The organism is Chryseobacterium fluminis (assembly GCF_026314945.1).
Classification (GTDB): Bacteria; Bacteroidota; Bacteroidia; order Flavobacteriales; family Weeksellaceae; genus Chryseobacterium; species Chryseobacterium fluminis.
The window spans coordinates 3,261,735-3,281,742 of record NZ_CP111121.1 but is presented as its reverse complement, the minus strand read 5'-3'; the positions used below and the strand labels follow the sequence as shown (position 1 = coordinate 3,281,742).

Here is a 20,008-nt window from a genome sequence, read left to right as displayed (position 1 = left end):
CACGTTATTTTCCAAAATCAAAACCGGATGCCCTGCCGACTGCATCAGTACCAAACCTGTTCTTCAGATAATCCATCGTCTGGTATAAACTCATCTGTTCTTCCGTATCTTCAAACAGGTTCATCTGATGATGACCATGCACAAGCCCTGTGAAACGCAGCCCTACCAGCCTCAGCCGCATTCTTCTTGTATACACTTTACTGAAGAGTTCCAGTGCCACCCTTGACAAGGTATGATCAGCTGAAGTATAGGCAACTTTATGCTGTTTGGTTTCCGTATCAAAATTGGCATAACGGATCTTTACAACGACCGTAGAAGTCAGCCATTTCTCCTGTCTTAACTGATAAGCCAGCTGTTCTGCCATTCCCGAGATGAGTCTTCTGAGCTCTGGCATATCCATCGTATCATTCGTAAAGGTCTTCTCTGTTGAAATCGACTTTCGTTCCGAATAGGGAATCACAGGATTTTCATCGATGCCATTTGCTTTTTTCCACAGTTCCTGACCATTCACCCCGATCATCTGCTGCAGGACCTGCACCGGCATTTCCGCTAAAGTATGAATGGCACGAATTCCCATCCGTGACAGCAGATGGAACGTCTTATCCCCTACCATCGGAATCTTTTTGATGGATAGTGGATTCAAGAAAGGCTGAACTTCCATTTCCTTAATTTCCAGCCTTCCCACCGGTTTAGATTCCCCTGTTCCGATCTTCGAAACCGTTTTGTTCGTGGATAAGGCAAAACTTATCGGCAGCCCCGTTTCTTTGGTCACTGCAGCCGCAATTTCCTGCGTCCACTGATAACAGCCGAAAAACTTATCCATTCCGGAAAGATCCAGATAAAATTCATCGATACTTGCTTTTTCCATGACGGGAACTTTTTCCTGAATAATTTCGGTAACGGTATGAGATAAATTGGAATAAAGTTCATGATCACCCCGGATCACTTTGGCCTCCGGACACAATCTGAGCGCCATCCGGATGGGCATGGCCGACCGGACTCCGAATTTCCGTGCTTCATAAGAACAGGAAGCAACGACTCCACGGTCTCCGCCTCCTATAATCAGGGGAATCCCGTCAAGCCGCTCGTCATTACGCCTCTCGCAGGATACAAAAAATGTATCCAGGTCCATATGTACAATTGCTCGGTTCACTTTACAAAATTAGATACAAACTGTATCATTTTTCATATATTTGCTGATACAATTTGTATCAATGTCAATTTTCTCAGATAACATCAGGTTTTTAAGAGCTCAGAAAAATATATCCCAGAAAGAACTCGCGGATGAAATTTTGATGAGCAGGGTTCGGTATTCAAAATATGAAGATGGACGTTCAGAAGCACCGTACGAAGTTTTAATTAAAATTTCGAAGTATTTTAATGTAAGTATTGATCTGCTTCTTACCGTGGATATCCGAAAATACCCACTTGAGGATATCCTGAAACTTCCTGACAACAGAATCGTATTACCGGTAGTGGTCGACAGGCTGGGAAACAACAGTATTGAAATTGTTCCCCAGAAAGCATCTATGGGATATTTGTCCGGTTACAGTGATCCGGAATACATTGAAAACCTGCAGAGAATCTCATTACCGTTTTTAACGAATGGAAAATACAGGGCATTTCCTGCTCAGGGTGACTCCATGCCTCCTTTCAAAGACGGATCCTACATTATCGGAAAATATGTTGAAAATACAGAGGAACTGAAGGTGAATAAAAGCTATGTTTTTGTAACCCTCAATGACGGTATTTCCTATAAAAGACTGAAAGCCAAAAAGAAAAAGTCGATCACTGTAGCTGCTGATAATTCATTTTATAAGCCTTACGATATTTCTTTGGGAGAAGTTGTAGAAATATGGCAGTACGCATCCGGAATTTTTCCTGAAGACTTTGAACCCGACCAGCTTGAAAATTATAATCTGAAAGACCTGTTTCTGGAATTAAGAAAAGATATTGAAAAATTAAGTAATAAACTTCCGCCACATTGAATTCTTTCAAAAAAAAGCGGATAAATTTCATAATATTTTAAACAGAACTCTAACCCGGTTATTAAAACTCAGACCTATAAGGCAGATATATTAAAGCTTCATTAAAAACTCAATTAATTAGTTTAATTTTAAAAAAACGAATGATGAGGTACTTTTAAAATTTCTGCTGTTTGTTGTTTCCAGCAATATTCTGTCATGTATAAACCATTATGAGCAAAGACATCAGGAAGAGTGTTTATTGAAATTAATTAAAACATCATCAATAATCTTAATATTCCCATTTATTATGAAAAAAAACACAATAAGAATTAAATCAATACAGTATCTAACAGGATTTATCCTGTTTGTAAGTCTTCTTCTCTGCGCATGTATATCAAACAAAAGTTTTTATACAAAAAAAATAGCTTGCCTGGGCCCTATGGGATCGTTCACTCATCAGGCAGCAGGAAAGAAATTTCCATCACAAATTTTGGTTTTTCAAAACAGCATTGAAGATTGTTTTGTTTCTGTACGTTCAGGAAGCGTGGAAAAAGCAGTTGTTCCTTTAAAAAATTCAATAGGAGGCGTCGTTTTAGCCACTGAAAGGGCACTGAAAGAATTTTCAGATTTAAAGATAGAAGATTCGGTAGAACTCCCGATATCTCAAAACTTAATGATTGTTCCCGGCACAGTAGCTGTTAGAAAGATCTATTCTCATCCACAGGCTCTAAGGCAGTCAAGACACTTTCTTGACAGCCTTTATCCCGTTATTCCCAGAATAGAATATTCTTCTACTTCCGCAGCGGCGAAATGGGTGTCAGAACATCCCGAAGAAAAAGCGGCGGCAATTGCCAATTCCGAAGCAGCAAAATTATACAAACTGAAAGTTATTTACACAGATATTCAGGATGATAAAAATAATAAAACCAAGTTTATAATTATTTCTAAAAAATAAAAGGCCCAATAATAATAGTATTATAGGGCCGGCCTACGATAAATAAATTCAAAACCATTTTTTCTACAAAACATTAGCCGTATTAAACTTTTTTTGAAGTTCTACTTTTTATTAATCAGTATACTTTTCATATTTAATTTCAATCAATTTGGTAATCTGATCATCCAATATTCAATTAATTTATTCCTCAGCTAGCAAAGCCAGTACAAACAAGCTGATAAGAAAAAATAAAAACTCCCCGATAAAATCGGAGAGTTTCACCAATATGGAACTTTACAAATGTTATTTTGTAAACAACATTTCTCTGTATTTTGTCATCGGCCAAAGCTCATCATCCACCATCATTTCAAGATCGTCGGACGCCTCTCTGATGATATCAAATAAAGGTTTTACTTCGTTACAGTATGCTTCTGCCTGCTCCTGACTTTCAGATACAGCTTTTGCGGTTTCTCTGGCTTGAATAAGATCTTCAACCCCTAATTTAATTTTAGAAACATTTTCAGAAATATGGGAAATTAAGCTCATCTGCTCTTTCGCCAAAGTCCTGAATTCTTGATCTCCGAAAATTTCCTTAAGACCTTTTACGTTTTCAATTAATCTGTTCTGATACTTTAAAGCAGAAGGAATAATGTGGTTTCTTGCGATATCACTTAAAACTCTTGCTTCAATATCAATAACTGTAGAATATTTTTCTAATTTGATTTCGTTTCTGGCTTCAACTTCTCTGTGGTTAAAAATTCCCATCTCTTCGTATAAGTCAACGAATTTCTGATCCATTTCCTGCTTAAGCGCTTCAGGAGTGGTTTTCAGATTGTTTAACCCTCTTTTTTCAGCTTCCAGAGCCCAGTCATCAGAATATCCGTCTCCTTCAAACATGATGTTTTTACACTGCTTGATGTATTCTCTCAATACATTGAAAATGGCTTCATCTTTTTTAAGCCCTTTCTCAATTAAAGCATCAACTTCTTTTTTGAAATCGTTTAACTGTTTTGCAGCGATGGTATTCATTACCGTCATCGATTCTGCACAGTTGGCAGAAGAACCTACCGCTCTGATCTCAAATTTATTTCCTGTAAACGCAAATGGAGAAGTTCTGTTTCTGTCGGTGTTGTCCAACAGGATTTCAGGAATTTTTCCAACTACATTTAATTTTAAATCTGTTTTTTCGTCCGGTGAAAGCTTTCCTTCCGTTACTTTTTCAAGCTCTTCCAACACTCTGAACAACTGACTTCCGATAAATACCGAAATAATTGCCGGTGGTGCTTCGTTGGCCCCTAATCTGTGGTCGTTGCTCGCAGAAGCGATACTTGCTCTTAAAAGATCGGCATATTCGTGAACCGCTTTAATGGTATTTACAAAGAATGTTAAGAACTGTAAGTTTTTCTTAGGATTTTTCCCCGGGCTTAAAAGGTTTTCACCTGTATCCGTTGCTAAAGACCAGTTGTTGTGTTTCCCGCTTCCGTTTACTCCTGCGAATGGTTTTTCGTGGAATAAAATATGGAAATGATGTCTGTGCGCAATTCTTGCCATAATATCCATCAAAAGAGAATTGTGGTCTACAGCTACATTTACTTCCTCAAACATCGGAGCCAGCTCAAATTGGTTAGGAGCCACCTCGTTGTGTCTTGTTGTTACCGGAATACCCAATTTCATACATTCGATTTCCAGCTCTTTCATGAAATTCATGACTCTTGTAGGAATAGAACCGAAATAGTGATCGTCTAACTGCTGTCCTTTAGCAGGAGAGTGTCCCAGCAAAGTTTTCCCGGTAAGCACGAGATCCGGACGAGACTGGAATAATGCTGAATCCACCAGGAAATATTCTTGTTCCCACCCTAAAGTAGGCGTTACTTTCGTTACGTTTTTATCGAAATACTGCATCACCTGGGTTGCCGCTTCGTCTACCGCGTTCAAAGCTCTCAGAAGAGGTGCTTTATAATCCAGTGTTTCTCCTGTATAAGAGATAAAAATAGAAGGAATACACAATGTAGTTCCCATAATAAATGCCGGAGATGTAGGATCCCAGGCTGTATAACCTCTTGCTTCAAATGTGTTTCTGATCCCACCGTTCGGGAAGGAAGATGCATCCGGTTCCTGCTGAATCAGTAAGTTTCCGCTGAATCTTTCAATGGCTCTGCCCCCTTCTATCGGCGTAAAGAAAGAATCGTGCTTTTCTGCTGTCGTTCCTGTCAAAGGCTGAAACCAGTGAGTATAGTGTGTTACTCCTTTGCTCATTGCCCAGTCTTTCATAGCCACTGCTACCTGGTCTGCAATGTGTCTCTGGATTTTAGTTCCCTTTTTCATAGCATCCAGAATAGACTGGAATGCTTCTTTCGTTAAATATTCTCTCATGGTTTCTTCCGAGAAAACATTCTGACAGAATAATTCTGACAATTTTACAGGAACTTCAATAGAATTATCCTTTCTAAAGTCCTTGAATGGTAAAGTTTCTAACGCTTTGAATCTTAAAGTTGACATATGAGGTTAATTTTTACGGGGCAAATTTACAAAAAAAATGTATTGAAAATGTTTTTACCCTCAAAATTTAAGGGGTCAGTTAAATTTTAACTAAAAATTAAACAAATATTTGATAATTGGTAACGGTTATAAAGCTACAGTTCATACATTAATAAAATTTATTCTGAATCGCTTCCCGGATTGTTTAATATATATTAATTTTAAAACGCATAACAGAAGCTTCAATGATTATATACCTGATTATTAATCAATTATATTATTAAATATATTTTTCGTAACTTAGCAGACTTTTTATAAAAATTTTACTATATGACAAATTCTAGAGCAAGAGAAACTACCGAGGCCATTGAAAGACTATACATATCTATGAGACACCTGTTTTATAGAGGTTTTTTCAAGCCGAGCGGAGTTTCCGGAGAAAGCATTAGAAGTTTGTTAAAGACGATCAATCCGGAAATTTACGGTACCATGAGTGTTCCAGGCAAGCTGGAATTGAATGGTTTGATGTATGTTTTAGACAGACTTCCAGAAGGCATTGAAGAATGTGCTTTTATTCATCTTACATCAGATGAAGGTTTTGATAAGGGAAGTTTCGAACCTATTGTACCTAAAAAGAGAAGAAGAAACTGTTACAGAATAGATGAACATCAAATGAATATTGAGGTTCTTTTAGGACGTTCTGAAATTTATGATATTCTTACGCACCTTACCTTCTTATTTATAGAGGCTGATAAGATCAGAAACCTGGCTTTCAACCAGGAAGAAAACTGGAAACCTACGCGGGCTTTTAAAATTATTGAAGAAGTGGTGAAAGGGGAAAAGAAATTCAGCAGAAAAGAAAAAGAGGTCGCTTTGATTCATTTGTCTTCTTTAATCGGAAGGACTTTTGAAGAAACACTAAATGCCTACAATACTTTCGGTGATGACAGCAACCCGGACCGTTTATTTAAGATAATCTACAACTTAGGAAAAGTAAGTCTGGAAGATGCTAAACAGACAAGGGAAAGAGAAATTCATTTCAGTGCCATATTAAAAGAAAGAGTGGGGCATCATTATTTCGGTGAAAAATGGGCAGATAAAGTGAAAGAAGTTTTATTTGAAAATAATCTTCACATGCGCCCGCTGCATATTATTTCCGCCAATATGCACTCGGTGAAAAATATGTTATATGCCAACGATGCCTTAAAGAAAAAAGACACGAAAGAGGTAGATTATAAACTCTACGGAGAGATTTCTGATAAAAAAGAACTCCGGGATAAAGTTTCTAAATACGCGCTGGAGGAAGGTTTGATTTATATTAATGATAAAAGTGGAAGTAATATTGATGTTCAGATCATTGATTTAAGTAAAACGAATCTTAAAAATACGCCGTTCAGCGGTATAAAATATGACGGAGACGATGTGATTATGGTTTTCGATTATGCTTTTGGCGAACAGGCTTACGAGGTAATGGACGAACTATTAAGACCTTATGAGCATAAAAGCGAGGTTTATATGATGAAAGTAAAATCTGTCTCCATTATGGGTAAAGCCGGGATTCTGGCTGGCGGAAAGGGAGACATCATGATTCCTACATCTCATATTTTTGAAGGTACCGCAGACAACTACCCTTTTGAAAATGCTTTAAAGCTGGAAGATTTTGATGATGATGAATTAAAAGCTTTTGAAGGCCCGATGATCACTGTTTTAGGCACCTCACTTCAAAACAGAGACATCCTCTCCTATTTTATGAATACTTCCTGGAAGGCAATCGGACTTGAAATGGAAGGTGCACATTACCAGAAAGCCATTCAGGTAGCCTCTAAAATCAGACATCATATTTCACCGGATCTATTCGTAATGTATGCCTATTATGCTTCGGATAATCCTTTGGAAACAGGAAGCACACTTTCTTCAGGAGGTTTGGGGCTTACTGGTGTAAAACCGACTTACCTGATCACGTTAAGAATCCTTGAAAAGATCCTTCGCAGCGGAAATAAAGAAATTGCCGTTAAAAAATAATTTTCTTAACTTCATTAAGAATCGATCTAATCCTTTAAGTTCAAATCTTGAAGGATTTTTTGTTTTAGGGAAGATCTGACCAGATTACTGCGATCAAAAGACTGTCGAACTCATTGCTTTTTTATATATCGGACAACCATGATGTTAAAAAAAGTTCAGAGGATAAAATTTAACAATTAAAATAATATTAATCTAAAACCATAACAAACAGGACAACCTCAATATAACGCCACGTTTGAGGTTGTTATTTAAAATACATACCTTTAAAAAAAATAAAATTTTAAATGAAAAAATCGGTTGCAATCATTTTTGCGTTTATCATTTCTCAGTTTCAGGCTCAGCAGGGAGCTTACTATCAGCAGAGTGCGAAGTACAGGATGGATATTGATGTGAACGCTGAAAAATTTACTTACCAGGGAAATCAGACTTTAGAATACACCAACAACTCACCGGATGAACTGAATGTGGTTTATTTTCATCTGTACTGGAATGCTTTTAAGCCTAATTCTATGATGGATCAGAGAGTAGCCGCCCAGGGAAAAAACGGAGACTCCAGATTACAGAAAGACGGTATTTCGAGGTTAGCTTCGATTCCGAAAAATGAAGAAGGGGCCCAAAACATTCACTGGCTTAAACAGAATGGTAAAGCGGTAAAGTTTGAGGTTCAGGAGACCGTGATGAAAGTATATCTGGCAGAACCTATTAAACCTAATTCCACAACGACTTTTACCATGGAATGGGATGCCGTGATTCCTCAGCAGATCAGAAGAAGCGGAAGAAACAACAGAGAAGGCGTTGATATGACCATGACCCAATGGTATCCGAAAATTGCAGAATATGATTATGATGGCTGGGCAACCTTCGACTATATCGGAAGAGAATTTCATGCTCCGTTTTCAGATTTCGACGTAACTATTAAAATTGACAAAGACTATGTCATCGGAGCCGGAGGGATTCTTGAAAACCCCGCAGAAGTAAAAGGTTATAATACCAATGCAAAAATTAAAGCTGAAAAAAATAAAAAAGCAACCTGGAAATGGACTGCTAAAAATATTCTGGACTTTGCCTGGAGTGCAGATCGGGATTATATTGTAAAAAGTTTTGATGTTCCGCAGGGACCTAAAGTTTTCTTCGTGTATCAACCCAATGATAAAACTAAAGTTTGGGAAGAAGCCCAACCTTACGTGACGAAATATTTCCAGATCATGAATTCTCATTTCGGAAAATACGCCTATCCTACCTATGCATTTATTCAAGGCGGAGACGGTGGCATGGAATACGGCATGTGTACAATGATTCTGGGTGAATCCAAAGATATTAAAGATTTAATGGGGTTAATGGCTCATGAAGGCTCTCATTCCTGGTACCAGCAGATGCTGGCTACCAATGAACCGATGCGCCCGTGGATGGATGAAGGCTTTACCAGCTACGCCGAAAGCTTTGTGATGCATCAGCTTTTTCCGGAAAAACTTCCGAATCCGTTTACCGATAAATTGAATGCCTACAGAAGTTTTATCAAAAAAGGAATTGAGGAGCCTGCCATATGGTTCGGCGACCATCATGATAACGGAACTTCATATTCATATGCTTCTTATGTAAAGGGAGAATTGTATCTGGTGCAGTTGGGATACATTATGGGGGAGCAGAATTTATCGGAGACCCTGAAGCAATACTATGATCAATGGAGCCTGAAACATCCTTCGGACAGAGACTTTTTACATATTGCCCAAAAAGTTTCCGGAATGGATCTGAAATGGTTTCATAATTACTGGATCTATACCACAAAAACAATCGATTATGGAATCAAAGAGGTGAAGTATGAAGCAAAATCTACCACTGTTACTTTAGTGAACAACGGTCAGGTGCCAATGCCCATCGACTTCAGTGTACTGACCAAAGATAAAAAAGTGGTCACCTACCAGATTCCGTTAAATATGACCCATACCTGGAAAACAAAAGACGGGTACGGAGATTTTAAAACAATGCTTTACTGGCCGTGGACACAGAAAGAATATGTAATAACGGTGCCTTACACAAAAGATCAATTGTCTGTTTTAGGAATTGATTTCAGCCAGAGAATAGCAGATGTTAATCCGGCGGATAATTTTGTTGAAGTGAAATAACACGCCTGAAAAATAATTACTGAATCCCACACGTATGCTGTGGGATTTTTTGTTCGTGGAAATTTATTTAATCTTTTTTAAGGACAGGACGAATTTATGGGAGATTGACCCATAGTTTTTATGAAAATCATTAAATTTATCCCCTTAAAATAAACAGGAGTTTCTGTTGTAAGCAGACCCTTCAGAAAAAACAGGTCAATGAATTCAATCGTAATCAACGTAGGAAACAGCAATATCAGATTTGGTCTTTTTGATGATGACAATTGTGATATATCCTGGGTCATCAATACAAAACCGTACAGAACCGCAGACGAATTATATGTGCAGATGCTCATGCTGTACCAGACCTATAAAGTTGAACCGGAAAACATTGACAGAGTAATCATCGGCTCTGTGGTCCCTCAGCTTACAAAAGTAATGAGTGCGGCAATAAGGAAAATTCATAGCATAAATCCGGTAATTGTTGACAGTACGACACCGTCTGTCGTTAAGGCAAAATCAAAGTCGAGAGGAACCGATATTTATGCCAATCTGGTAGCTGCACACATGCTTTATCCGGGAAGAAAGAAGATTGTTCTCGATTTTGGAACAGCACTTACAGCCAGCTGCATTTCGGAAACCGGAGAATCCCTGGGTGTCATTATTGCCCCTGGAATTATTACAGCGCTGAATTCTCTCATCAGTCAGACCGCCCAACTCCCTGAAATTGAATTAAAAAAACCGGAAACCGTATTAGGATTAGATACCGTAAGCTGTATGCAAAGCGGGATGGTATACGGCTTTTTAGGAATGGTAGAAGGATTTGTCGACAGAATTAATGATGAGGTGAATGATGACTGTTTCGTCATCGCTACCGGTGGAGTTTCCCATGTCTATAAACCATTAACGGATAAAATTCATTTAATGGACCGGCTGCACACCTTAAAAGGGCTCTATTTTTTAGGGAAAGATCTATAATTCTACTGAAATGAAATAATCACTTTAAAATCTCAACCTTAAAGCAATGAAAAATTTCCCTAAAATAGAAACGGAAAGATTAATTCTTTCTGAACTGAGAGAAGAAGATCTTTATTTGATTGTTGAATATCTTCAGGAAAAAATTTTTTCGGAGCTCACAACCAACATTCCTTATCCTTACCGAAAGGAAGACGCTGAGTTCTGGCTTAAAATTTCAAAAGAAACATTTGCGGCAAACAAAGGATTTACTTTCGCTATCAGGAATAAAAATGAGCAGATCATCGGGGCGATCGGCCTTCATGATGAAGGTTCTGATAAAGCTGAAATAGGATACTGGCTGGCAAAACCATTCTGGAATAACGGATATGTAACCGAAGCGGCAACAGCAGTCATTGATTTCGGGTTTAAAGAGCTGGGCTTTAATAAGATTTACGCCACTCATTTTCCTCACAACCCGGCTTCCGGAAAGATCATGCAGAAAATAGGAATGGAACAGGAGGCTGTTTTGAAACAACATCTCAAGAAAGACGGCAAATACTATGATATTCCGATGTATTCTGTTTTCAGGGATAAAGATTAACGCTTTGACCTAAAAAAATCTTTTACAATCGCTGAACATTCATTTTCCATAATTCCGGTAATGATTTCTGTTTTGGGATGTAAGGAAAGGTGTTTATTGATGAATCCTCTTTGCTCATCGCGGGCTCCAATGACTACCTTTGATATCTGAGACCACGAAAGTGCCCCGGAACACATCACGCAAGGTTCCATGGTAACATACAGGGTGCAGCTGATCAGATATTTTCCACCCAGAAAATTAGCTGCTGACGTTATGGCCTGCATCTCGGCATGGGCAGTGACATCATTCAGGGTTTCTGTAAGATTATGGGCTCTGGCAATCACACGGTTATTGGAAACGACAATACATCCGATGGGAACCTCATCTTTTTCAAGAGCAGTTTCGGCTTCCTGCAGAGCCATTTTCATGTAATATTCATCTGTAAACATTGGTTTATTCAATAGTCATCGTTAAAGGAAGTTTGAAACGATATCGTACAGATTCCCCGTTAAAAACAGCAGGAGTAAATTTTTGGGGAACGGAATATAAAGCAATTTCTGCCTGTCTGTTAAAAGTAAAATTATCTCCTGACGCCTGTACATTGCTGATGGTCCCGTCTTTTTCTACAATAAAGGCTACAAGAGCTTTTGCGGTCTTCATTTCGGAATGTACCCCTTCGATATAAAAAAGATTAGCGACTTGTTGTCTCAGGGTGTTCATGCCGCCGGGATATTCAGCCATCTGACCTTCGGATGAGGTGATGTCTGAGGTCGGTTCAGGAAGCCTTGCTGTTTTATTCCTGATGTTGCTAAGATCTTCCAGATTTTTAACCTTCAGTAAAGCACCTACTAATGCCGTATTTTCGATACTGTCCATTTTCTTCATAAAAAAGACAAAATCTCTTTTTATGGCATCTTTATTCAACATATTGGGCTCACCGTCATATTTCTTTCGAAATTCGTTATTAAGCAGTACGCGATGCTGGTTGTAATAGTTCTTTACATTCTTAAATTCTTCTGCCTGCTGAGAAAAACAGAAAAAGGGGATCCAACAAAAAAAGTAAAGAAACAGAGATTTCACGATATGTTATTTATGTAAATGTAATGAAAAAACAGAGATTGAAGGACAATTAATTTTCAAAATATTTGTTCAGGGATTCCTGCAGGTGATTGCGGATGTCATCCACTAAACCTTTTGGTTCCAAAACCTGTACTTCTTTTCCATAAGAAAGGATTTCCTGCATAAAGTCATAAGTCGGATGGAGAAAAAATTCGAAAAAAGTTTCTGTAAGGGTTTCTTTGGTTTCTTTCTGAGATTGGTGAAGTGGGAAGCTTTTAATATATTCTCCCTGATGTTTACTGCATTTGATAACAATCTGCTGAGGTTTCTGTTCGGCAAGGTTCATCACTCCGAAAGCATTTTTAAAATGTTCTCTAAGGTTGTATTTGTATTTTTCGCGGAATTTGTTTTTATCGACATCCAGATAATTGATTCTGTCGAGTCCGAAAGATTTCAGCATTTCATCCTTAGTATCGATGGCAATAAGATACCACCGTCCTTTAGATTCTTTTAAAGCCAGCGGATGAACTTTTCGTGAGGTCATCAGTTTATTTTTATAATTATAATGCTCGAAGCTGACAATTCTTCTATTACGGATCGCAAAGAAAAGATCATAAAAATGATCTACTCCCGTAGGTTTCCGGTTTTCAAAAAAGATAAAGTTTGAAAAATCCGGATGAAGATTTAAAGCATTGCTCACCTGGAAAGATTCCAATAATTTTTGGTTGTATTCGTCTACTTCCATGATGGGCCGGCTTTCGATATAATACCGGTTATCGCCCTTTTTTTTATTATGAATGGAAAGATTAAAAAGATCAGAAATTTCCCGGATATCCCTCTGCAGCGTGCGGATCGAGTAACTCTTGATGCCCGCATCCTGAAATTCAAAAGAGTTGAGCAGATAGTCCTCCAGCTGCGAATAGGTAGCCGGAGAACTTTCTAATCTTTTTATGATTAAGGCATATCTGGTCAGGTAAAAATCTTTTTTCATTCGAAATAATTTTTTTTGGCCGGCATTTTCTGATAAAATACTGAGCCTGTTTCACAGTTAAAAGTTTGGTACCACAAAGATATGCTCTTAATGCGACAAAATATGTCGTGTTTTATTTTTTTTTAAAAGAAATCTAATCCATATTCTCAATTTATATCTACAATTATCGATAAGTAATCACAGCATTAGCGGGAATACCTGAAGTACTCAGATTTAAACCCGCAGGTGCAGAAACCGTCTCCAACGAAGCAATGGCAAGACCATTAGAACTTACGGTGGTAACCGATGAAGGAATGTACAAATCCCTTATAAATGTGGCTTTGGGAATATTGAATGCATCACTTGCAATATTGATCAATCCTTCGTTGAGTGTTATTTTTTCCAGTCTTGCATAAGCACCTCCATAATATTCCTGATTCTGAAAAACACCGGGTTCAACAGATTTTAGATTGGGGGGCGTTTTAATATGCCTGATATTCTGTCCGTAAAATGAAAACATTCCTATTATTTCCAACCCGTCGTTAAAAACAACTTCCACAATCTGTTCTGTTTTGGTATCATAAGCAAAAGATCCAATTGCTATTGACTTGATCTGTTCAGGAACGGTAAGGCATAAAACCGGTGTAGTTAATAGGGTTGAATCCTGCCAATAATTTTCGGGATTTACATGCGTGTATAAAATGTTAAGCGAGTCCTGAGGAATCGCGTCTTCCTTATGCCAGTAAGAATCCAGCCATTCGTAAAATTCCTGTTGGGTAGGCTTATCTCCGGCCTCAAAATATTTTTTTAGTTTTTCTCTTGTTGTCATAATATTTTTGTGTTGGTATTTAATAAAATGGTATGATGTATTGTAATCTAAACACAGTTCCGGCTGTTCAGCATCTTGTGAATGGTGAGTTCAAAGGTGGTGAGACATAAAAATGATTATTGGTTTTTGAGGAATAGGCTGAACAGCACAGAACCGATGTGTTTAAATTGTTTAATAAATATCTTCTTCGAGAATGTCACTCTCAAAATCCTGTCGGAAGAAATTTTCAATATCGTTGAGATAGTTTTCATAGTCTATCTCTGCATTTTCGATATCGCTCCATTCAATGGTGTAAAGCTCTTCATCGAAAAGTATATCAGGTTGGCAATTTGGTGTTTCCATGTTTGGCGTTTTATAATTTGAACATATTTCAGGCTGTCCAGCATTTATAAATGTTGAATTCCATAAGGTTTAAAAGTTTTTAATGATGTATTTTGTGCCTTTGTTTATATTTCAAAGATAGAAGCGAAGAACGACAAAACTTGACGTGTTTTTAGAAATATTTTTAAATTTAAATATTAGCTGAATTGCTTATATCTAATAATTATAAGGAAAACTGCTTATATTTTGTTTTTAATAAGTTTCTGTACAATTTGGTTCAGGGTTTCCCTGTTATCATCTATATAACTTAATCCGGCCTGAATCAGATTCTCAATATTTGATCTTCTTACGTTATCCATCGCCGGAGAAGCATTTTTCAGTGAAGGATTCAGTCGGTAGTAATTTTTCTGATTCCGCAGTCCCAAGGTCTGAAACATCTGACAAAGCTGGTAATCTACAGTCTCTGCATTGGCAGACATTAAAATATCAATAATAGGATTCACCCATCCCAGTTTGCCGGATTTTTCCATTTTTTTAAATGAATAGCTCCTGGATTCGATACCGGTTCCGATAGAAATCATAATCATGTCATTAACCGTCGGATGATTTGCTTTCTGATGGTTTTTTAACACTTCTGCAAAAGATATTTTCCGGGCTTCGGCGTAAGCGCAGAGTGAAGGATTATTGGCAAACATTCCGCCGTCAATCAGACTGAAAATCTGTCCGTACATCGATTTTATCTGAACAGGGCTGAAATAGGTTGGAGCAGCAGAAGTAGCTCTGCAGACATCTTTTACATAAAAATTATCTGTGCTTACATTGGCCTTCCAGGAGTTAAAAAGTTTTGCTCTTCGGTTCTCTATATCATAACTGGTGATCAGGCATGGTTTTATCAGTTCTTTTAATTCTAACTTTCCAAAAAAGTCATTTAAATTTTTTTCAAGAGCTTCCTGAGAAATTTTTTCGTTCAGTAATCCAAAAGGATTTACTAATCTTTCCCAAAAAGAGACCTGAAATATGTCTCCCCCTTTTTCAGCATATAGCTCTAATCCTTTTTGAATAGAATATTTTGCTTTTCGGTGTTCGTCAGGGCATAGAATAATAGACGCAATCAGACCTCCTGTACTGCTTCCGGCTACCAGATCAAAATAATCACCAAGTTTGGCGCTTGGCTTATCATGAATCTGCAATTGCTCCTCTATGTAGCGTAGAATAATACAGGTGATGATCCCCCGTATTCCGCCCCCGTCTAAAGAAAGAATGGTTGTTTTTTTCATGTTATTTTACTTTTTCACAGAAAACCTGGCAACCTAAGACAAGTAAAACCAATAGTTGATGATTTTTACTATTGGTTTTAGCTCTTTTATAGATATTGCTTTAGCGTTTCTGCAATCCAAAGGTAGACGCGGAAAGCGACAGAACTTGTCGTATTAAAAAATAAATTCTCTAAAAGGGGAAATTTGTTTGAAATATTTCTAAGTATTTAATTGTATGTAATAATATCCATTAGCATCCAAGGTTTTAGTTTTCACAGAAACCATTTGTAGAATCTGAAAAATTTCGTCTACTATAATATCATATGATGGTGAATTTTCCATACATTTTGTTTTATACAGTTTAGAAGCCTGTATTATCAACATCTTCAGTACAAAAGATCAGCCGTTAATCATTTTATCGGACATGCATTCACCGAAGTTTTATAAAATAACATATCCTTCTTTATCCCTGGTCATTTTCAAAAGAGTTCTCCAGCTTGTCTTAATCACTCCTTTTTTCGTAGTAATATTCTTTTTTTCAAAATGCGGCAGGTCTTTAAAAGTTTTCCAGTTTCCTCCCCAGTCCCAGCCATGTCTTGCAAAAATTTTTACACATTCGTACCAATCGGCAACGCCGTCATTATCCCAGTCTTTAGCGGTATCCCAGCTTGCGGTTTTTCCGTCAATAATTAAACAAATATCTACAGCAAGACCATAGTTATGAATACTTTGTCCTGCTTTGGCATTCGTTACTTTTTTTCCTGTGGTCAGTCTACCGATCGCGTAGAGTTTTTCCTGTTCCTCAAAACTTCTTAAACCCTGGGTAATTCTGATTTTTGCTCTTCCTTCTAATGCTTCATCGCATTCTTTAATAATTTGCTTCACTTCCTCTCTGACATAAGGGTGCAGTTTTTCGATTCTTCCTAGGCTAACTTTGTCCATAATTATAAGTTTGTATGTTTTGATAAACAAAATTATGTTTCATGAACGTCAAAACTTGACGTATTTTTGAATAATAAAATTAATCTATTATATGTATTCGGTTATTAAAATTTTAAATATTTTCACCAATACAATTTTTATAAATACTGTCATATTTTGTATATGTTAAAAATCATTTATTAGTTTGCAAGAAAAACAGTATAAATAAGACAGTTAACTATAAAAAATGGAGAATGAAATATACTTCTTACCTACCATACTTCACAAGTAAAAAATTAAACTATTATTAATAACTATTAAATAATATTAAGGCACAATTTTAGTTGATTTAGAAAAAAAGTGAAATATTAATATTTCGTATAATATAATATCTAGTAATAAGTCCATATGGAAACATATATTGACAGTGATGCAATAAATGATAATCTGAATAACAATATTTATCTGCAGGCACTAAATTCAGCAAGATCAGGCATCATCATCACAGATAACAGACAGCCGGACAATCCCATTATCTACTGTAATAAATCCTTTGAGAATATGACCGGATATTCACACAATGAGGTTATAGGTCATAATTGCCGTTTCTTACAGGCTCAGGACAGGTCTCAGCCTGAACGTCAAAAGATTAAGGATGCTATACAGAACGGTACTGAATGCAAAGTAGAGATCAGAAACTACAAAAAGAACGGAAATTTATTCTGGAACGAACTGATCATTTCTCCGGTTCTTGATCATAACGGAAATGTAACCCACTTTATCGGTGTACAGAATGACATTACAGAACGTAAGAAATACGAAACAGAGTTGAGGGAAGAAAAAGCATCGGTAGATAGAAAGATCAAAGAGCGCACCAAGGAACTTCGCGATAACGAGGCATTTCTTTCAAGTATTATTCAGACGGTAAGAGAGAGCCTGCTGGTATTAGATGCAGAGTATAAAGTCCTCAGTGCCAATACGCACTTTCTTAATTCTTTTAAAGTCACTTCTGAAGATACCATTGGAAAAGTCCTTTTTGAGCTGGGTAATCACCAGTGGGATATTGACCGGTTAAAGGATCTTTTAACAAAAATTCTGCCTACGAACAATCCGGTGATCGATTTTGAAGTCGAGCACGATTTTCCTTATATAGGAAAAAAGATCATGCTGGTTAATGCTTACCGGGTAGAGTTTGAGGGGCAGTATAAAGACCGCATCCTAATTGCTATCGAGGATATTACTGACAAAAAAGAGATTGACAGACGCAAGGATGACTTTCTTTCTATCGCAAGCCACGAATTAAAAACACCTTTGACGACGATTAAGGGCTTTGTGCAGTTGCTTGAAAGAATGATTCCGGAAAATTCATCTGAAAAATTTGTCACTACGCTGGGGAAAGTATCCGTTTATGTAGACCGGCTGAATAATCTGATATCAGAACTGTTGGATACATCCAAAATCCAGTCCGGAAATATTGAGATCCATAAGGAACCGTTCGATATCGACAAACTGATAAAAGATACCGTTGAAAATCTTGCACTGGCAACACCGGAATATAAAATTAACATCATCAGTAACACTAAAGCAGACATTCTGGGAGATGAGCTGCAAATCTCGCAGGTGATTAATAACCTTGTATCCAATGCCATTAAGTACTCACCGGGAAAAGACAAGATTGATGTATACTGTAACAGGGTCGGAAATTTTGTAAAGGTCTCTGTAAAGGATTATGGTATGGGCATAAGCCAGCAGGATCAGGCAAAGATTTTTGACAGGTTCTTCCGCGCCCGGGACATTCAGAAAAAATTTCCGGGTATGGGAATAGGGCTTTATATATGCCATGAGATCATCGCTAAACACAATGGAACATTATGGGTAGAAAGTGAAATAGGTTCGGGATCTACATTCAATTTCACTTTACCAATTATGAAAAGATAAGAAAATGGAAGGAAAAAAAATAATGATTTGTGATGACGACCCCGGAATATTGGAAGTTCTGGAAATGATCCTTGAAATCGAAGGGTATACCGTTTATACAGAAAGCAACAGTACCAATTTAATCAAAGAGATCAGTCAGACCCTGCCGGACCTGCTCCTTATGGATCTCTGGATGCCGGTACTGTCGGGAGACCAGTTGTTAAGAACAATCAGAGGAACGAAAGAATTGGAGCATCTGCCTGTAATTATTCTTTCCGCCAGTGTTGATGGCAACGAAATCGCCAGTAATGCCGGGGCCGACGGATTTATTGCCAAACCATTTGATATGGATGAAGTATCTGTGAAAATTCAAAATGTATTATCAGATATACGACAAGTCAATTAGTCTGCCGTAACATTCCCATTAATTGTACAGTTAATTTAAGACTGGAGCATACTGTTTGTATGATCATACCAACCATAGGAGAATTAAAATATCGTTATTTTAATTCTCCTTTTTTTCGGCATCTTATAAAAGTATATGCCTCTGATGATGTATCGATAATTGTTATTTAACTTTTTAAACCTATTGATGATCGTATTATAAAAAAACATCTGATTTGAGCAATTAGAATTGCAATGCAGGTAAACTTAGTTTAAAATATTCTGCTTTATTAACAAACGTAAAAATTAGAGTTTTAAAACTGAACACCTGATTAACAACGGAAATCGAATTGGTTTTGTTAAAGAATCTTAATAAAAAAAACCGCATCCTTGCCTAAAACAGGCGGCTGCGGTTTATTTTTTTTTAACATACCTAAATAATATGTTAAAATGTGTTAAAATAAGAACCTGACAATTATCATATCAGGGCTTTTTTAGTTGGAATACATACTTTTGTAGTGCTTTTGAAAAATACTATTCCTTTTTTAACACGGTTAAATCAAATTTATATGAAGAAAAGAGTTTTGTTTTATTTAGTTGCTTTAGTTTCTACAGTTTCCTTACAGTCTTGCGCTACCAATTATGTAGTTTCAAAACCAGCAACTTACACTAAAGAATACAAAACAGATGCCAAACTTGCTTCTCTTGATACGAAGAAGATGGAGCAGGACAAGCAAAGATTAATTGATTCTTTCCTTGCAGAAAAAGCGGCATCTTTAGTAAATGCTAAAAACGCAGTTAAGAATTCTGAGATAGCCAAGGCAATCAGACACAACAAAACGATCGACAATGTCTTAACAGAAGCTGAAACATACTTGGGAACACCTTACAGATATGGAGGGATGACAAGAAATGGTATCGATTGTTCAGCTTTCGTTCTTTCTGTATTCGGTGCCGCAGCAGGCCTTAGCTTACCTAGAGTAGCTGCCTCTCAGTCACAGGAAGGAGAAAAAATTGAAAAGGAAAACCTTCAGAAAGGAGACCTTATTTTCTTTTCTCATGGAAGAAGAATTTCTCACGTTGGTATTGTAGAAAGTGTAACAGAAGAGGGGGAGGTTAAATTCATTCACGCTGCTACATCAAGGGGGGTAATGATTTCTTCATTAAATGACTCTTACTGGGGACCTAAATACAGATTCGGAAAAAGAGTAATCAACGAAAACGGAGAAGCCTATAATAATCTGGCCAGTACAACTCCAGCATCAAACGCAACAAGTTTTTAATTTTAAATAATTGATTTAAATAATGAAA

18 protein-coding genes are annotated in these 20,008 nt (G+C 37.2%); 9 read left to right on the top strand and 9 right to left on the bottom strand.

Annotation, left to right across the window (positions count from 1 at the left end; translation table 11 throughout):
• Nucleotides 1-4: 4 nt before the first annotated feature.
• Nucleotides 5-1,153: a DNA polymerase IV gene (gene dinB, locus ODZ84_RS15055; RefSeq protein WP_266173225.1), complete on the bottom strand. Its 1,149-nt coding sequence runs from the start codon at nucleotides 1,151-1,153 to the stop codon at nucleotides 5-7.
• A 61-nt stretch (nucleotides 1,154-1,214) separates the two neighbouring features.
• On the opposite strand from dinB, the gene ODZ84_RS15050 reads away from it, so the two are divergent.
• Both ODZ84_RS15050 and ODZ84_RS15045 read left to right on the top strand, forming a co-directional pair.
• Nucleotides 1,215-1,988 (top strand): XRE family transcriptional regulator, encoded by a 774-nt coding sequence (locus ODZ84_RS15050; protein ID WP_266173224.1) that lies wholly within the window; start codon nucleotides 1,215-1,217, stop codon nucleotides 1,986-1,988.
• Between the two features lie 286 nt (nucleotides 1,989-2,274).
• Entirely contained in the window at nucleotides 2,275-2,922 is a 648-nt protein-coding gene (locus ODZ84_RS15045) for a prephenate dehydratase (protein WP_266173223.1), read from the top strand.
• Between the two features lie 282 nt (nucleotides 2,923-3,204).
• On the opposite strand, the gene ODZ84_RS15040 is transcribed toward ODZ84_RS15045, so the two are convergent.
• Entirely contained in the window at nucleotides 3,205-5,400 is a 2,196-nt protein-coding gene (locus tag ODZ84_RS15040; protein ID WP_266173221.1) for a glutamine synthetase III family protein, read from the bottom strand.
• Between the two features lie 309 nt (nucleotides 5,401-5,709).
• Between ODZ84_RS15040 and ODZ84_RS15035 the strand changes: the two genes are divergently transcribed.
• From ODZ84_RS15035 to ODZ84_RS15020, 4 genes are all read left to right on the top strand, one after another.
• Nucleotides 5,710-7,401: a DUF6909 family protein gene (locus tag ODZ84_RS15035; RefSeq protein ID WP_266173220.1), complete on the top strand. Its 1,692-nt coding sequence runs from the start codon at nucleotides 5,710-5,712 to the stop codon at nucleotides 7,399-7,401.
• Nucleotides 7,402-7,685: 284 nt separating this feature from the next.
• Entirely contained in the window at nucleotides 7,686-9,524 is a 1,839-nt protein-coding gene (locus ODZ84_RS15030) for a M1 family metallopeptidase (RefSeq protein WP_266173219.1), read from the top strand.
• 198 nt (nucleotides 9,525-9,722) lie between these two features.
• A complete protein-coding gene (locus tag ODZ84_RS15025) occupies nucleotides 9,723-10,481 on the top strand; it encodes a type III pantothenate kinase (protein ID WP_266173217.1) in 759 nt (252 codons plus the stop codon).
• Between the two features lie 46 nt (nucleotides 10,482-10,527).
• Nucleotides 10,528-11,061 (top strand): GNAT family N-acetyltransferase, encoded by a 534-nt coding sequence (locus ODZ84_RS15020; RefSeq protein WP_266173215.1) that lies wholly within the window; start codon nucleotides 10,528-10,530, stop codon nucleotides 11,059-11,061.
• Here the strand turns inward: ODZ84_RS15020 and ODZ84_RS15015 are convergent.
• From ODZ84_RS15015 to ODZ84_RS14985, 7 genes are all read right to left on the bottom strand, one after another.
• Nucleotides 11,058-11,489 carry a nucleoside deaminase gene (locus ODZ84_RS15015; protein ID WP_266173213.1) on the bottom strand — a complete coding sequence of 144 codons (432 nt, stop codon included), beginning with the start codon at nucleotides 11,487-11,489 and terminating at the stop codon, nucleotides 11,058-11,060. The genes ODZ84_RS15020 and ODZ84_RS15015 overlap by 4 nt on opposite strands.
• A gap of 4 nt (nucleotides 11,490-11,493) precedes the next feature.
• Nucleotides 11,494-12,120, bottom strand: a complete 627-nt coding sequence (locus ODZ84_RS15010) for an energy transducer TonB (protein ID WP_266173212.1) — start codon at nucleotides 12,118-12,120, stop codon at nucleotides 11,494-11,496.
• Nucleotides 12,121-12,169: 49 nt separating this feature from the next.
• Nucleotides 12,170-13,090 carry a helix-turn-helix transcriptional regulator gene (locus tag ODZ84_RS15005; protein ID WP_266173210.1) on the bottom strand — a complete coding sequence of 307 codons (921 nt, stop codon included), beginning with the start codon at nucleotides 13,088-13,090 and terminating at the stop codon, nucleotides 12,170-12,172.
• Nucleotides 13,091-13,253: 163 nt separating this feature from the next.
• Nucleotides 13,254-13,898 carry a leucine-rich repeat domain-containing protein gene (locus ODZ84_RS15000; protein WP_266173208.1) on the bottom strand — a complete coding sequence of 215 codons (645 nt, stop codon included), beginning with the start codon at nucleotides 13,896-13,898 and terminating at the stop codon, nucleotides 13,254-13,256.
• 171 nt (nucleotides 13,899-14,069) lie between these two features.
• Nucleotides 14,070-14,240, bottom strand: a complete 171-nt coding sequence (locus ODZ84_RS14995; RefSeq protein WP_266173206.1) for a hypothetical protein — start codon at nucleotides 14,238-14,240, stop codon at nucleotides 14,070-14,072.
• A gap of 218 nt (nucleotides 14,241-14,458) precedes the next feature.
• Complete coding sequence (locus ODZ84_RS14990; protein ID WP_266173205.1) at nucleotides 14,459-15,496, bottom strand: patatin-like phospholipase family protein; 1,038 nt, start codon at nucleotides 15,494-15,496, stop codon at nucleotides 14,459-14,461.
• Nucleotides 15,497-15,916: 420 nt separating this feature from the next.
• Nucleotides 15,917-16,417, bottom strand: a complete 501-nt coding sequence (locus ODZ84_RS14985; protein ID WP_266173204.1) for a M15 family metallopeptidase — start codon at nucleotides 16,415-16,417, stop codon at nucleotides 15,917-15,919.
• A gap of 387 nt (nucleotides 16,418-16,804) precedes the next feature.
• On the opposite strand from ODZ84_RS14985, the gene ODZ84_RS14980 reads away from it, so the two are divergent.
• The 3 genes from ODZ84_RS14980 (at nucleotide 16,805) to ODZ84_RS14970 (ending at nucleotide 19,980) form a co-directional block, all read left to right on the top strand.
• Complete coding sequence (locus ODZ84_RS14980; protein ID WP_266173203.1) at nucleotides 16,805-18,334, top strand: PAS domain-containing sensor histidine kinase; 1,530 nt, start codon at nucleotides 16,805-16,807, stop codon at nucleotides 18,332-18,334.
• A gap of 4 nt (nucleotides 18,335-18,338) precedes the next feature.
• Nucleotides 18,339-18,719, top strand: coding sequence for a response regulator (locus ODZ84_RS14975; RefSeq protein ID WP_266173202.1), 381 nt, complete (start codon nucleotides 18,339-18,341; stop codon nucleotides 18,717-18,719).
• Nucleotides 18,720-19,266: 547 nt separating this feature from the next.
• The gene (locus ODZ84_RS14970; RefSeq protein WP_266173201.1) at nucleotides 19,267-19,980 is read left to right on the top strand and encodes a C40 family peptidase; all 714 of its coding nucleotides are present in this window, start codon (nucleotides 19,267-19,269) and stop codon (nucleotides 19,978-19,980) included.
• The last annotated feature ends 28 nt before the right edge of the window (nucleotides 19,981-20,008 follow it).